Annotated in this window: 12 protein-coding genes and 1 tRNA gene; 3 read left to right on the forward strand and 10 right to left on the reverse strand. The window is 62.6% G+C overall.

Annotated elements, in window-relative coordinates:
• Position 1 precedes the first annotated feature (1 nt).
• Positions 2-643: a MarC family protein gene (locus K3174_RS05305; protein WP_221556397.1), complete on the forward strand. Its 642-nt coding sequence runs from the start codon at positions 2-4 to the stop codon at positions 641-643.
• On the opposite strand, the gene K3174_RS05310 is transcribed toward K3174_RS05305, so the two are convergent.
• Both K3174_RS05310 and K3174_RS05315 read right to left on the reverse strand, forming a co-directional pair.
• Positions 630-1,235 (reverse strand): LON peptidase substrate-binding domain-containing protein, encoded by a 606-nt coding sequence (locus tag K3174_RS05310; RefSeq protein ID WP_221556618.1) that lies wholly within the window; start codon positions 1,233-1,235, stop codon positions 630-632. The two genes, K3174_RS05305 and K3174_RS05310, sit on opposite strands and share 14 nt — an antisense overlap.
• A gap of 14 nt (positions 1,236-1,249) precedes the next feature.
• Entirely contained in the window at positions 1,250-2,161 is a 912-nt protein-coding gene (locus K3174_RS05315) for a tetratricopeptide repeat protein (protein WP_221556621.1), read from the reverse strand.
• Positions 2,162-2,358: 197 nt separating this feature from the next.
• Between K3174_RS05315 and K3174_RS05320 the strand changes: the two genes are divergently transcribed.
• A tRNA-Gly gene (locus K3174_RS05320) sits at positions 2,359-2,433 on the forward strand.
• A 413-nt stretch (positions 2,434-2,846) separates the two neighbouring features.
• Here K3174_RS05320 and K3174_RS05325 read toward each other — a convergent pair.
• The 4 genes from K3174_RS05325 to K3174_RS05340 all read right to left on the reverse strand — a co-directional run bounded on the left by K3174_RS05325 (position 2,847) and on the right by K3174_RS05340 (position 9,999).
• Positions 2,847-6,050, reverse strand: coding sequence for an autotransporter family protein (locus K3174_RS05325; RefSeq protein ID WP_221556399.1), 3,204 nt, complete (start codon positions 6,048-6,050; stop codon positions 2,847-2,849).
• Positions 6,051-6,146: 96 nt separating this feature from the next.
• A complete protein-coding gene (locus K3174_RS05330; protein ID WP_221556401.1) occupies positions 6,147-8,516 on the reverse strand; it encodes a TonB-dependent receptor in 2,370 nt (789 codons plus the stop codon).
• 2 nt (positions 8,517-8,518) lie between these two features.
• Complete coding sequence (locus tag K3174_RS05335; protein WP_221556402.1) at positions 8,519-9,436, reverse strand: FecR family protein; 918 nt, start codon at positions 9,434-9,436, stop codon at positions 8,519-8,521.
• A 38-nt stretch (positions 9,437-9,474) separates the two neighbouring features.
• Positions 9,475-9,999: an RNA polymerase sigma factor gene (locus K3174_RS05340; protein WP_221556404.1), complete on the reverse strand. Its 525-nt coding sequence runs from the start codon at positions 9,997-9,999 to the stop codon at positions 9,475-9,477.
• A 280-nt stretch (positions 10,000-10,279) separates the two neighbouring features.
• On the opposite strand from K3174_RS05340, the gene K3174_RS05345 reads away from it, so the two are divergent.
• Positions 10,280-10,972, forward strand: coding sequence for an outer membrane protein (locus K3174_RS05345; RefSeq protein ID WP_221556406.1), 693 nt, complete (start codon positions 10,280-10,282; stop codon positions 10,970-10,972).
• A gap of 186 nt (positions 10,973-11,158) precedes the next feature.
• On the opposite strand, the gene K3174_RS05350 is transcribed toward K3174_RS05345, so the two are convergent.
• The 4 genes from K3174_RS05350 to K3174_RS05365 all read right to left on the reverse strand — a co-directional run bounded on the left by K3174_RS05350 (position 11,159) and on the right by K3174_RS05365 (position 14,149).
• Entirely contained in the window at positions 11,159-11,887 is a 729-nt protein-coding gene (locus K3174_RS05350; RefSeq protein ID WP_221556408.1) for an RES family NAD+ phosphorylase, read from the reverse strand.
• Positions 11,859-12,236, reverse strand: a complete 378-nt coding sequence (locus K3174_RS05355; RefSeq protein WP_221556410.1) for an MbcA/ParS/Xre antitoxin family protein — start codon at positions 12,234-12,236, stop codon at positions 11,859-11,861. Before K3174_RS05355 ends, K3174_RS05350 begins: the two co-directional genes overlap by 29 nt.
• A gap of 201 nt (positions 12,237-12,437) precedes the next feature.
• Complete coding sequence (locus tag K3174_RS05360; RefSeq protein WP_221556412.1) at positions 12,438-12,920, reverse strand: DoxX family protein; 483 nt, start codon at positions 12,918-12,920, stop codon at positions 12,438-12,440.
• Positions 12,921-12,973: 53 nt separating this feature from the next.
• Positions 12,974-14,149, reverse strand: coding sequence for a saccharopine dehydrogenase family protein (locus K3174_RS05365; RefSeq protein ID WP_221556414.1), 1,176 nt, complete (start codon positions 14,147-14,149; stop codon positions 12,974-12,976).
• Positions 14,150-14,157: the final 8 nt, after the last annotated feature.

The raw sequence follows: 14,157 nt of genomic DNA on the forward strand, positions 1-14,157 counted from the left end.
GATGACGGCCCTGTTCATTTCCGCCTTCATCACGCTGTTCGTGGTGATCGATCCGCCGGGCTGTGCGCCGATCTATGCCGGACTGACGAATGGAGCGACGAGCGCCCAGCGCCGGATCATGGCGATCCGCGCCTGCGCGATCGCCCTCTTGATCCTGCTGGTGTTCGCGCTGTTCGGCGAGGATCTGCTCGGCGCACTGCATATCGAGCTCGACAGCTTCCGGATCGCCGGCGGTCTGATGCTGTTCTGGATCGCCTTCGAGATGGTCTTCGAGAAACGGACCCAGCGGCGCGAAGAACGGGCGGAGAAGGTCGCTGCCACGCCGGAGGTCGAGGACGTCTCGGTGTTTCCCATGGCGATACCGATGCTCGCCGGACCGGGGGCGATTGCGGCAATCATGCTGTTGATGAACGAAGCGCAGGGGCTGGAGCAGACTTTCGTCGTGCTCGGTGCTCTGCTTGCGGTGCTGATCATCACCATGCTGGCGCTGATGGCGGCAGGCCCGATCATGCGCCTTTTTGGCGACAAGGTGGAAGCGGCCATTACGCGGGTTCTGGGTGTGCTGCTGGCGGCGCTTGCCGCACAATATGTGATCGACGGTCTGCGCAACAGTTTCGGGCTGGTCTCCGCTACTGTAGCGTAACGATTTCGTCCCCGTCGTCGCGCAGGGCGAAGAACTGCATCAGCTGCACCATCAGTTCGCAGCGCTCGGCCAGGTTCGGAGCTTCCAAGAGCGCCTGCTTGCTGGCTGCATCGAACGGCGCGATCTGGGCGACGCCGTTGATCAGAGTTTCGTCGTCGAGCCGGGCGACCGATTCCCAATCGACCGAATAGCCCTGCATGTCGGCGAAGCGCCGCGCCTCGAATTCGAAGCCGGCGCGCTCGACGCTGGACAGGACTTCATCCTGCGGGTCGTCGATCAACTCGGCTTCCACCTGCCGGAAGGAGGTGGTGACATCCAGCTCGCGCAGAACGCGAAAGCGAGCCTCGCCATCGAGCACGATATTGTATCGCCCATCTTCCAGCGCCTCGACATCGCCGATCCGCCCCAGGCAGCCGATCCCATACAGCGGAGCGCCATCTTTCGACTTATGCGGCTGGATCATGCCGATCAGCCGATCCTTCGCGAGCGCGCTGCCGACGAGGTCGCGATAGCGTCGCTCGAAAATGTGCAACGGCAGTTGCAGTCCGGGGAACAGGATCGCGCCGGGCAAAGGAAATATGGACAGGCGGATGCTCAAGTCTCGACCTATCCGAAGAGGAGCCTGGACAGGCGGCGGCGGGTGGCGACGACCCACGGATCCTCGAGACCGACAGCCTCGAAGATTTGCAGCAGCTTGGCCTTGGGGGCGCCCTCGTTCCACTCGCGATCAGCTTCGAACATGGCGAGCAGTTCCTCTGCTGCGGCATCGCGCTGGCCAGCGGCAAAGGCTGCTTCGGCATAGTCATATCGCGCCTGCATGTCGCCGCTGGCTGCTTGCTCCTTCAGCGCGGCCAGTTCGCTATCGTCGACCTTGTTGCCGGCCAGTTCAAGTGCGCTCCTGGCCTGCTCGATCTGCGGGTCGGTGGCGATGGCTGGATTGGTTTCGGCCGCCGCGAGCGCGGCCTGTGCCTGTTCCACATGCCCGGCCTGCACCAACGCGCGGACAAGACCGACATGTGCCGCCGCATCGTTCGGCGCCATCTGGACGACCTGATCGAAAATGCCGGCCGCGCGCTCCGCATCGCCTTCGGCCAGGATTTGTTCGGCCATGGTCACGAACTGCGAGACGTCCTGTTCAGGCTGGGGGCTCTGTTCTGCTCCGGCCTCGACGGGCAATTGCGCGAGGATCTGGTCCAGCGTTTGCTTCATTTGCGTTTCGCTGCGCGCATTCGTCAGGTCGGCTACCGGTTGGCCCTGGAACAGCGCATAGACCGTGGGGATCGACTGCACCTGAAACTGCGCAGCAATGAACTTTTCCTCGTCGACATCGATCTTCTTCAGCACCACGCCTTTGTCGGCATATTCGGCGGCGACCTTCTCCAGCATCGGGGCGAGAGCCTTGCACGGGCCGCACCAGTCGGCGTGGAAATCGAGGATCACGAGCTTGGTCATCGATGGTTCGACGACGTCGGTCTTGAAGCGTTCGACCGCTTTCTGTTCATCCATGCTCAGGCCCATGCTCGCCACGTAAATCCACCTTTCGATCACAAAATCCGGTCAGCCCCATGTGGGCATTGGGCGCCAAATGTGAAGGAGCGTATGCCCATCTGCAAGGGCTGCAAAAATTCTGTAAGTTTCGGCTTGCGGCTTTTCCGGGCCGCTGCTAGTTGGCCGCCTCCCCATCGGAGCCGCAAGGTTTCCAAGAACGCCAGTGAGCGGGCGTAGCTCAGGGGTAGAGCACAACCTTGCCAAGGTTGGGGTCGGGCGTTCGAATCGCCTCGCCCGCTCCATTATCTCAAGGGTTTACGGACCTCTTGTTTTCCAGAAATTGAGAATCGGCGATATACGGTTAGCCGTGGTCCTTGAGCGCGTTCGGTGTCAGGTTACGCCCGCCGCTGGCTGGTGATCGGGCTGGCCACGCTGATACTCTCCGTGCTCACGCCCCTAGGCGGGAAGCTCATATATCGCGGGATGTTGACCAACGCGCTCCGGAACACATCAGGGCCTGCTGGACGGTGCTCTTGCCCGGCAAACGCACTCGGCACTTTGCCTGCCTAGGCATTGCCACTCGAAACGGAAGCACATGTCGTTGCACAGAAAGAAAGGCCCGGACGCCTTCAGGGGCGCCCGGGCCAAGAATCCGATCGGTCCAAGGGGTTGGGGGAGGAACTGGCCGATCGGACCCTATTCGATCCAGCGGTATCTAGAGCGTGAGATTCAGCGAAGCCCGCAAAGCGTATCCGACCTTGTCGTTGTGCTCCTCGACAGAGAGCTCCCCGCTCACCGTATAGAATTCGTCTCCACCCTGGCCGCGTAGGCGCGCAAACCATCCGCTCGACCGCTGGTCGGGCAGCAGGGTGAAGCTCTCGTCATCGCCGAAACGCGCGGTCGTGCCGCCAAGTTCGCCAGCGAGAATTTCGCGCCAGCCACCTTCTGCCTCGAGGCGCATCCAGATATCGTCTCCGCGGCTCATGCCGAAGAGGTCGAAGCCAAGCGCCGTGGCGAGGTTGAGACCGAGCTCATCGCTCGAACGGTCTTCGATGGCCAGATCGAGAGCCTCGCCGCCACCGGTTTCCTCGTAGCCGTCTTCGCTGAGCCGAATGTAATCCACGATCACCGAAGGACGGATAAAGAAGTACTGCGAACCGCCTTCGACCGACGCACCGGCGATAAAGGAGGCGACATTGCCCGACCAGTCCCGCTCGATCAGGCGGTCGATTGTCTCGTCGCCGTTCATGCCGATAAAACGGCGCGAGCCTTCGAAATCGCTGAAGCCGTAGGAACCGCGTGCGAAGGAAGAAAAGGCGCCCCAGTCACCGCGCCAGTAGAGTGCAGCCTCATAGGTGTTCGAGAGCACACTGTTTTCCGAACCGCTATCGTAACGGTTCCACAGCCAGGTTGCGCTAGCGCCTACCCGCCCTATGCCGGTCAAGAGTTCGGCGCCGGCCGAAAATCCCAGTCCGTCGAGATCGTAGCTGGCGCTGTCCTGCTGGTCCTTGGAAGAACCCCAACCGGCACCCTCGAACGTAAATCTCAACTTGCCCGTCGCCTCGATCGGACCGTCGCCGTCGGCGAGCCGCCGGGCGAAGGTACGCATGCCCTGGCTGAGGCCCTCGAAGGCACCGCCGGCATGATCGGGCAGCGCCTGTCCTACCGTTGCCTGGAACAACGCGCCATCGGTTATGCCGAGGAATACGCCGGCGATATCCTCGTCATCGGCCAAGGCGGTATAAAGCGAATCGTAGGCCGCCGTCTGCGCGGCGTTGAGCCCCAGATCCTTCGCGGCCTTGCGCTCGATGTCGACGTTCACCAGCCCCGCCGTCTCATCGATTGCGAGAGCCGCCTCGTACATGAACGGAACGAGCGTAGTGTCGCTTGCCAAGTCGTCGGCACCCGTCAGGCTTCCCGCGCGGATGACGGTATAGGTACCTTCGGCATCGGCAATATCGGTAACGCGCAACTTGAGTTTGGCGCCTTTCTCGAAGCTGGCATCGCCGCTGACCGTAAGGGCGCTGCCCTCGTCCTCCTTCTTGCTCAGGGTTGCGACGATCACCCCCTTGGCGCCTACTTCGAGCGAGGCGATTGTGGTGGGCGAAGCGAGGTCGAGCGTGCCGCCTTCGAGTGCGACAGCAACGTTCTGGCTGTCGATGAATCGACCGGTGAAGGAGGCCTTGTCGGCAAAAGTGACCGAGGCGGCGCCTCCGCCAAAGTCCGCCTCTCCACTAAAGGAAGATGTTCCCGACATCGCCAGTTCATCCGCCTGGCCGCCGAAGTCCACCCGTCCGGAGAAAATTGCGTCCCTGGATATGATGAGCCGATCCTGACCCGAGCCGAAAGTCACATGGCTCGTCGCCTTGCCGTCGGCAAGCTCGAGGACGTCGTTGCCCGTTCCAAACCGGATATCGCCTTCGATTACGGGTGCATCGACACCCGAACCCACCGCTGTCTGCTTGACTGTCGCACCCGACGTCACGCTCGACAGGTCGATGGCGATGTTGCGCCCCGATCCCGCTTTGGCGCCGGTAGCGATGATCTTGCCGCTGTTTTCCACGAGGCGCAGCGTACCGCTTTGGTCGACAATGGCGATCGCGGCGCCATCCTCGCCGCCCGCTGCGGCCTTGATCGTGCCACTGTTGCGCAGGTAGGGAAGGCTGGCCCCCTGATCGATGGCTATGGCAGTCGCGCGGCTATCCGCGTCCTTGCCGGTCACGGCCGAAATACCGCCGGAGACGCGTAACTCGCCGGTCGAGGCGCCTGCCCCGAGCCGCAGGGCGGTCGCATTGGCGTCTTTAGACGTTGCCTCGATCGACCCGGCTACCGAGATGCCCTTCTCAATCGTAACGGCACCGCCGCGTCCACCAATCGCCATGCCGTTGCCATCGACGCCCTCGTAGACCCCGTGTCCTGCTATGCTGCCATCGATAATCAGGCCGAAACCCGACCCGGTGGCCGGAACCGCGCCAATCGCGATATCGCGATCCTCCGCACCGATAACCACGGCGGGTGCAGCACCGTAGGAAACGACCTTGGCGCTGCCTTCCTTTGCATCCTCGATCCCGTCCTTGTCTTCATCGGGATTATCCTTGTCCGCATCTTTGGGGGCGATCGCGAAGTAGACACCTTTCGCCACATCGCCCTCGATGATCAGCGCGCTGCCGCCCTGGAGCAGATCGTCCTCGTCGAGCTTGGAAGGGTCGGCGGGAGGAGTAGTGTAACGATATCCCGTCGCAGCAATGTTGCCCTGGATCACAAGCGCGCCGTCGATATCGCCACCCAGATGCGCAGCAGAAGAGCCTTCCCCGACCGCCGTAATGGACCCGGCGAGCCTGACATTGCCGGTCACGTCGCCGACCTCCACACCCACGCTGTTGTCTCCGACGACGCTGGTCTTGCCATCGTGAACCAGATCGCCGTCGAGCAGGCCGGCCACGGATATCCCGGCAGAGTCGTCGCCCTCCACGGCGATCGTACCGGTATGGCGGATATCGCCGACAAGGTTGCCGCGCACCCGGATCGCTGCCCGGTCGCGCCCGACTGCGAAAGGACCGTCGAGGTCCTCGTCGTTGTCGAAATCTTCGGGAATATAGGTTTCGTCGATGGTGATCGTACCCGAATTGACGATATCTGCCTGACGGTCACCGACCACCTCGATGCCGCTCGCTCCATTCGCGTTGGTGACCGCGATCTTACCGTCGTTGACTGTATCGTGATCGCTATCGACGGTAATCGCCGAACCGGCGGTGAGCTCGATCGAGCCCTTGTCGGTCACCTTGACCGCGTCTCCGGCTCCGCCCTTCAACCCGGAAGTGCGGATCGGCTGGGTCCGCCTGTCCTCGACGAGCGTCTGCGCGGCGAGCGGAACGGCCAGGGTCGCCAGGGCGGTCCCGGCTAGCAGGTAACGATACATGTGAAATCCTCCGTCTGATGCAGGGAGGACGGAGACATCGGCCGGATGCCTTGGAAAAAATGGGGTGCCTCGTCGAAAACTCCGCCGGCGCACCGTTCAGAAGGTGAAATCGACCCCGATCCGAATTGTCCGCGGGCGCAGCGGTGTCACCTGTTCGCGCACCACGGCAAAGGGCGTGCCGAGCGCAAAGCGATTGCCTTCGGAATCTGCAAGGTTCGTAATCGAGAGAGTCCCGCCTATCCGATCGTTACTGACGCGCACGAGCAGTCCGCTGTCGAGATAATCGCCCTGCAGGTCGCCGAGTTCGGGGCCGATTCCAAGTCGCGACTTGCCAATGTAACTTGCCCAGACGCGGCCGTCGAGATCGAGTCCGCTTCCGAGGTGACGCGAATACTCCAGTCCCAGACGCCCAGAGAATTCCGCAATGTTGGGAACGTGGGTTATACGGCTGAAGGAGAGCGTAACGGGTTCGTCGATCCGGCTCCGGTTGAGGGTCGCGCCGCCGGTCAGGCGCAGATCGTCGGTCAGGAACGCCCCGCCCGACGCGCTGATGGTCCAGACACGCCCGTCGCCGATATTGGCTGTGCTCGGAAGCCCGAGATCGTCGATGAAATCGGCCTGGATGTCGCTCCAGCGAGTATATGACAGGTTGAGAGCCAGATCGAAGGTATCGATACCGGCTCTGCCGTGCCGAGCCCCGAATTCCAGCGTCCGCGCGTGGTCTTCGCAGAAACGCCGGACGAATTCGCCCTCGATTGCCAGCCCGCCCGGGCGGAAGCCCTCCTGGTAGCGGGCATAGAGGCTGGTTACGGGACTGAGCGAGGCGAGTAGCGAAGCGGAGGGCAGGATCGCTGACTGGTCCCGGCTCGCCGTGACGGCGGCGCGCTCAATCGTCAGGGCTAGGGGTACGTCTTCGGCGCTCCCCCCCAGTCGTGCATAGGTTAAGCGAGCGCCAACGGTTGCGATCAGGTTATCGCGGAGCCGATAGGAGCCCTCGCCGTAGAGCGTCGCTTCCGTGATGGTGTTGAGCACGCCGGTCGCGGCGGACCGCTCCCTCCCCCGTTCGAGGGATCGGTTGAGTTGCGTCCGATTGTCGATCAGACTCACCCCGGCGAGCCAACCAAACCGGCGCTCATCCAGCGGAAGCCAGACTCGCGTCTCGTGTGTGAGCATGCGCGTATCGTTTCGCTGTATGAAGATACGGTCCTCGGCATCGGGCATCGTGGCATCGTAGCGCTCTTCGAGTTCCTGCCTGGCAATACCGGTCGTAGAGCGCAGTTTCAGCGGGCCGATCCGTCCGGCCAGAACGAGTTGCCCGTGAAGATAGTCGGCATCCGAGCCTTCACGCACCTGTGCTGCGCTCTCGTAACGATCCCCCTCGCGCGCGGCATACTGGCTGTCCGAAGCATGGGTGGACTGTGCGAGACCGATTGCATCCAGGGTCCATTGCGGCGCGAGTTCGAGCCGGGCTATCGCGCGGCCCGCCAGAATTCTTGTCCGGTTCACGTTCTCGCTGCCCAGAACGGGCTTGTCGATATACCCCCCTTCGCTCACGGCATCGAGGGTGATACGAAGCGCGGCCCTCTCTGCGGCAAGGGGGACGTTGGCAGTTGCGCTTGCATCCGCGCTTCCCGCGCCGTGCTGGGTCAGTGCACCGCCAGCCGAGGCACGAAATTCCTGACGATCCAACTCCGGACTATTGGGAACAAGCCGGATAATTCCGCCAAGCGATCCCGCGCCGTAAAGTGTACCCTGGGGCCCTTCCAGAACTTCGACGCGCTCGAGATCCGAGAGCCTAAGGTCTGGATCGGGCGCATTGTAGCTCAGGCGCATGTCGTCGAGATACTGGCCGACAGTTGCCTGGGTCGGCCCTGTGAAACTGGAATCGGCAATCCCGCGAATGAAGAGCTTGTTGCGCCCGCTTCCGAGATAGGTCGAAGAAACGGTCGCAATCCTCTGGGTAATCTTTTCAGTCCCGCCGATGCCGCCAAGGGCCAGTTCCTTGCCATCGACAATCGACACCTGCGCCGGAAGATCTTCCAATGTCGTATCGCGTTTGCTGGCGACGACGACGATTTCTGCGGCGGGTGCCGGAGGCGGAGGCTGCGAAGCGGCCGGCCTGGGCTGGGAGGCTGGCGTTCCGGCTGCGCGCGCGGATCGTGCAGTCCTGCGCAGCTGCGGCTCGAGACGCCAGGATGAATTGTCGATGGCAATCGCCCTGGCACCGACGCTGTCGGCCAAGCGCCGGACGGCCTCGCTGGCACTCATGCGTCCGCGTATCCGGGGCGCCCGCCGCCGAGCAATTGCCGGGTCGCTTACCACGATGCTCGTGCCGGTCTGCCGCGCAATGGCGATAGCCGATTCCGCGACGGTACCCGGAGATATATCGAGCGATCGGTCGCGTGCTTCGGCTTGTGCCGGAAGACTGGCCGCCAAGGCAACGAGGGCATAGGGAGCGTGACGCATGGTCAGCGAGAAGCAAGGATCCAGGTTTCGCCCCGACGCTCGACTGTCACGCCGAGCAGGGGACCCAGTGAAGCGGGATCAGCGCGAAGGGGTTCGATCGCGATGCTCCCGGAAATAGGGCGCTCGCCACTGGTCTCGGAAGCCCGGTAGTCGATCCCGCTTGCCTGCGCGATGTCGGCAGCCACGTCCGAGAGGGGAGACCCGAGGAAAGTGAGGCGTCCCTCGCGCCATTCGCCGACCTGATCCAGGGGTATGTCTGCCAGATCGTAAGCGGCACTGGCTTTGTCGAAAGTAAGAATCTGGCCGGGCTCGATCCGGGCATTCTGCTTTGCCGGGTTATAGATTACCGCCCCTTCGGACACACCTACACCGACTTCGGATCGCCGGATGCTGACATCGAAAACCGTCCCGGCATCGACAAGCGTGGCGCGGCCGACATCGACCCGGAACGGGTTCAGGTCGTCATGGCGGATTTCGAACAGGGCACGTCCGCGCTCCAACCGGGCGTAGCGGTCCCGGTCCGGGTCGACGATCAATTCCGTGTCGCCAGCCATGACGATCACGCTCCCGTCTCCCAGCGCAATCTGACGCGTCTCGCCCGGGACGGTCCGATAAACGGAGGCCGCATCGTTCGCCTGCCAGACCCACACGGCCGCTACCAGTGCAAGGCACGCGGCAAAGGCAGGCGCGAACCAGCGGCGCCAGAGGACGGGGCCTGCCTCGTCGATGTCGTTCGCAGGGTCAGCTTCCAGCATGGCAGCGCCATCTTCCACAGCAAGCATGACATGATCGTAGGCGGCCGCGTGCTCGGGCGCGCGTTCGAGCCAGTCGGTGAAGCCGGGCCAATCCTCGAACCCGGGCTCGGACGTCCTGACCGCCCAGGCGGCAGCCTCATCGAGAATGTTGCGATCAAGCGTCATTGATTTTCACTCCTGCCATATAGACGGAGTCCTTGCAGTCATTCCTCATCGAGCCGCTCCCTCAGTTCGGCGAGAACCCGGTAAATGCTGCGCAAATCGCCTTCGACAGTACTGATGCTGATGCCGAATTCCTCGGCGATTGCGCGCTGGGCGATACCGTCTATGCGGCTTCGGCGAAAAACTCTCACGGCACGTTCCGGAAATTCCGCAAGCGCGTGCTCGACCTTCCGGGCAAGTTGCTGGCCGGCGATCAGGCGTTCGACTGAAGGGCTGTCGGAAATGCCCGGCACGGGTCCGGAAGTGGCCTCGGTCCATTCCTGTTCGCGCGTAGCCGATTGCCTGGCCGAACGATAACGGTCGATCATGACCATATTGGCCGCGCGGTAGAGATAGGGCATCGGCGCGCCGACCGGGCCGGGCGGTTTGCGTGCAATCCTCAGCCATACGTCCTGCAAGATGTCTTCGGCATCGTCCCCGGCGCCACGCGCCACGAGGAATCGCAGGAGCGACTGCCGGTTGGCTAGGAAGACGGCCTGCAGTCCATCGTCCGGATTGTCAGTCACGGCATCGTCACTTTCTTACATTGCGATTCTCTCGCGACCGCCGCGGACCGGGTGGACCGCGACCGCTGAACCCAAGACAACGAGGCAGTCTGCTCGGCGCTGCCGCGACAGGTACGAACCGTTCCATCGACGCGCAAGAGGTCGCGATCAAGGCAATCGCACGAGGACTCTGTCTCTTGGTCGAGGCGGCAGTCGAAGGCTGTCTCGCAAGCGGTCCGGGCAAGTCGGGCAACTCGCGATTGCATTCCTCGCGCCTCCGAGTTTCACGAAAGGAAAAACAATGAAAGCGATTTTCTTGATCGGTGCTGCAGCCATGGCGCTGGCCAGCACCTCCGCTCAGGCACAGGATGTGTCGGGCTTCCGCATCGAGGGGCGCCTCGGGTGGGAAAAGGCGGACGCCGAGACCGTGCTCCCCAATCCGGAAGACGACGAAGACGAGACGGGCGACGAGTTCCTTGTCGGCAATGACGACGACGATGGCGCCGCGTACGGCGTCGAGATCGGTTACGACATGCAGATCGGGGATGGCTTCGTTGTCGGGGCTTACGGCGGCCTCGACCTGTCGGATAGCAACATCTGCTCCGAACTGGTCGAAGACGAACTTGCCTGCGCCGAACTCGGCCGTACCTTCACGGTGGGTGTACGCGCAGGCGTGCCGATCGGTAACAATTCGCTCATCTACGCGAAGGGCGGGTATTCGAACGGCAAACTCGACCTGACCTACGATCCCGACCTCACGGACAATGACGATGAGGAACCGGGCGAAATCGCCGCCTTTTCCGACAAGCGCGACGGCTATCATCTGGGCGCGGGCGCTGAAATCGGTATCAGCTCGAGCATCTATGCCAAGCTCGAATACGTCTACACCGATTTCGGGAGCGACTCCTATCTTCTCGACGAGGAAGAAGAGACGTCGATCGATGTCCAGAGCGATCGCCATCAGGTTCTCGTCGGCCTGGGCCTTCGCTTCTGATCAATGCGGCGGGGAGGGGCGAATTGTTCCTCCCCGCCAAGTCAGGCGGAACGCCCCGGTTTGCCCTGCTTTTTGCAGGCATTCTCTTCAGGCTCTTGGCGTCCAGGGTCACGGGCGCGAACGAGCCACGGGACAGCGATGTCTGGAGATCGCGAGCCTTGCCCCCTCGGCTGATGGCCGGCCAACTCAGGTGTTTTGCGAAATGCCGAACTGGCTGGGCGTGAATGCAAACACCTCGCCATGCGGGAATGCCGCGATGGCGGTCAGCCTGTCTGTCTCGTGACGCAAATGCCAGTTGCGGCCGTGATCGGGTTCCGGTTTGGCGAAACCGGCGGGATCGAGCAGGGCGAGGTTGATGCCACGGCTATCGCGTGCGGATGCAGCGCGTATGGCCTGGCCCTGTGCCTCGCGGACGGCTGCTGCCAAGGCTTGGCAATCGGAATAGTTATCGGGGTCGGTCCAGCGTGTAACGTCCTTGTCGAGGGGAGGGCGTGTCGTGTCGACAAGCCTGGTCAGGGACACGGGTACGGAAAAACTCAGATGCTCGCTGGTGCGGTTGCCGGGAACGAAGCCGGGGGAGCGGCTGAAGAACCTGAGTCGCCAATAGGCGGTTTCGAATATCGCCGTCCGCTCGCTCTCGCTCGCATAGAAGATGCCGGGCCGTTCGTTGGCGCGGCGAAACCGGCTGGCGACCGTGTGACCATAGCGAAAGGGCGATGCGAGCAGATAGTGCAATCCATGGGCGGCCTTCGGGAGATCCGGCTTGGCTGCATCGGCCAATTCCTCCAGCCGCTTCTGTTCGCCAAGGTCGGAGGTAAGGCGGTTGGTGGATATCCGGTGCTGTGCCTCGACCACGCGCCATACGGTCCGGCGGTAGCGGCGGAATTCAGACGCGAGCGCGGTGGGCGTCCACATAGTCGCACACGGTGATGAGACCCCTGAAACTGTCGATGAGATCGATTGGGCGCGCATCGAGATCGAGATTGCCTGTCGTGAGCCAGGCCCGTGCCGACATGTCGTCACTGCCGAGCAGGGCATCGAGCGAACGGAACAGCCTCAGCAGGAACTGCGCGGCCTCGAACGATTTGCTCGCCGGATCGAGTTCGGCCTTGCCTGATCGCAGCCGCGAAGCGGTCGCCTCGGATACACCCAGGATCGCCCCGAGTTTATGATTTGTGAAACCCCAGAACTCGGCGATCCGCGCGACGGCGGCAGTCAGCACATTTCCATCGTCGGCCTGTGTTTCCAAAGGTCTGGTAGTCATCGCCACTCCTTTCAAATGGAAGATATAGAGAAATATCATTCAAATGCAAGAATTTTGATCTTCCATCGTCGTCTTGCGGCAGAACATCGGAACCACTCCGGGAGATATCGCGACATAGACCATATCGCCGCACTCGATGGAATTTTGAGCCGACTTTGCAGCTCGCGTGGCTCCAAGGGTCCGACGCCGGCCCCGGTCGGTTCAGCCCGGTCGGGTAGGCCGGTCGTCGGGGACGGCGGTGGCGGTGGCCGCTTCCGCTTTTCTTTCGGCGCGCGCCGCTTTGACTTCGGCGTCGTGAGCACGGTCACGCTCGCGCCATAGCCCGACCTGACCCCGCACCTGCCCATAGGCGAAGACCATCAGCAGCCCCCCGATTACGGCAAGGTTCTTGAGCGCCATCACCGCCTGGACCTGGTCGGTAACCTTCTCATGGAAGAAAACCGTCGCGAGCGCCGTGAAGACGATCAACGCCGCACTCGCGATGCGGGTCATGAAACCGCTTGCCAGCACCAGTCCGGCAAGGATCTCGAACACGCCGACAGCGAGGGCGAGGCTACCGGGGAAGGGCGACTCAGCTTCCATGTATGCGGCGGTTCCGGCCGGGTCCATGACCTTGCCGAGCCCCGCGAAGACGAACAGAGCGCCAAGCAATATGCGCCCGATCAGCGCTGCGATGGTAGCCATTGATTTTTCTCCCCGTTATCTGCTTTCGAATTCGCCTGCCTTCCGGAAGTTCCCTAGTCTTCGACCGCGAAACTCAGCTCGGCATGGTCCCGCAGGCGCACGACCAGCGCTTCGCCAAGGAATGAGCCGGGCGTTCCGACACCGCCTTTCGCTTCGCTGTCCAGCAGCGCCATACCGGTTTCGGCCAGCATCCGGCTGGTCGAGCCATAACCCGGGTCGTATTTGCCCTTAACGCCATAATGCAGCCGCTTGCCATCGGGCCATTCGCCGACGAACAGCACGTCGTAAAAGCCGTTCTCGCGCTCTTCCTTGCTCGGTCCCTCGCCCGGCTTGGGCGGTTTGGCGCCGAAGGGGTTCTTGAGCATGTCGACCACCGCATTGGCGGCTGCCTTGCCCGCTTCGCCGGGGCTGGTGAGCATCATTTCGTCGTAACGAAAGTCCTCACCATAAGGGTGGTCGCGCAGGAAGTTCGTGCGGTGAACGTTTTTCGTGTTGATCGTCGCCATGATGAAGGGCGCGGACCATTTGCCCAGTTCGTCCTCATAGCGCGGGATCATGCCCGAAGGCTGATCGGGGCCTGTGAAACCCGGCGTCAGGCCGAAGGGGTCGTTGAGGACCTTGATGATTCCGGGGTTCCTGGCAGCGGCTTTCATCGTCGCGGTGAGGCTGGCGGCCGTGCCGCCCGAGAACGTCCCCTGCATGGCGCGGACACGACCCTTGATGCGTGGTGCGGGCGATCCATGACGCGCGATCGCTTCCTGCTGCAGCATGAGAACGCCGAGATCGAACGGGATGGAATCGAAGCCGCTGGAGAAAGTGATCCGCGCGCCCGATTCCTGCGCTGTATCGTGATGCCGATCGATCTGCTCTCGCATCCATGCCGGTTCCCCGCACAGATCGGCATAGTCCGTGCCCGTTTTCACGCAGGCGGCGACCAGTGCATCGCCATAGAGCTGGTATGGACCGACCGTCGTCAGCACAACTCTGGTGCGGTTGCACATCGCCTCGAGACTAGCCGGATCGTCCGCATCGGCGACCACGAGCGGAGTCGACGCGGGTGCGCCGATCTCGTCTCGCACGGCTTCGAGCTTGTCTCTGCTGCGGCCTGCCATGGCCCATGTCGGACCGTTCGCCGCGTTGCCGTATTCGCGCACGAAATGCTCCGCGACAAGGCGGCCGGTATAGCCGGTGGCGCCATAGACGATGATATCGAATTCGCGGGTAGCCATGCTCAACT

The organism is Qipengyuania qiaonensis (genome assembly GCF_019711515.1).
Classification (GTDB): Bacteria; Pseudomonadota; Alphaproteobacteria; order Sphingomonadales; family Sphingomonadaceae; genus Qipengyuania; species Qipengyuania qiaonensis.